This window comes from Paraferrimonas sp. SM1919, assembly GCF_010993985.1.
GTDB lineage: Bacteria > Pseudomonadota > Gammaproteobacteria > Enterobacterales > Shewanellaceae > SM1919.
In genome coordinates, this window is sequence record NZ_WINH01000095.1 from 1 (window position 1) to 693 (window position 693).

The window sequence follows — 693 nt, forward strand, 5'->3', positions numbered from 1 at the left end:
ACCAGATGGCGACAAGCCAGGCAGAGGATCGTCACGGCGCGCTCAAGGAGCGCATTCAGCACATCTATGCCCAGCACAAGGGCCGATATGGCTACCGCCGGATCACGGCGACGCTCCGTCGGGCAGGGACGTTGGTGAATCACAAGACCGTACAGCGATTGATGTCGGCGCTACAGTTGAAGTCACTCGTGCGGCCGAAGAAATACCGCTCTTACCGCGGGCAAGTCGGGCGGGTTGCTCCCAATCTGCTACAGCGCGAGTTTGAGGCGAGCAAGCCGAACGAGAAGTGGGTAACGGACGTGACGGAGTTCAACGTCGGCGGCAAAAAGCTGTACCTGTCGCCCGTCCTGGACCTGTACAACGGAGAGATCGTCGCCTGGCAAACCAGTGAACGACCTGATTACACGCTGATCCGGGAGATGCTCGACAAGGCGTTGCGCAAGCTGCGCCCGTGCGAGACGCCGATGCTGCATTCGGATCAAGGCTGGCCGTATCAAATGGCAGCGTATCGTCGCAAACTGGCCGCGCGAGGCCTGCGCCAGAGCATGTCCCGCAAAGGCAACTGCCTAGACAATGCGGCAATGGAAAGCTTCTTCGGCACACTCAAGTCAGAGTGCTTCCGGTTAGAGCGCTTCGCGGACATCGACCAACTGCGACGCGCCATTGCCGAATACATCCGGTACTACAATCACG

1 protein-coding gene is annotated in these 693 nt (G+C 59.6%); it reads left to right on the forward strand.

The window, feature by feature from the left end; translation table 11 throughout:
• The coding region (locus GFB48_RS17310; RefSeq protein WP_163938754.1) for an IS3 family transposase at positions 1-693 on the forward strand (693 nt) is incomplete at both ends.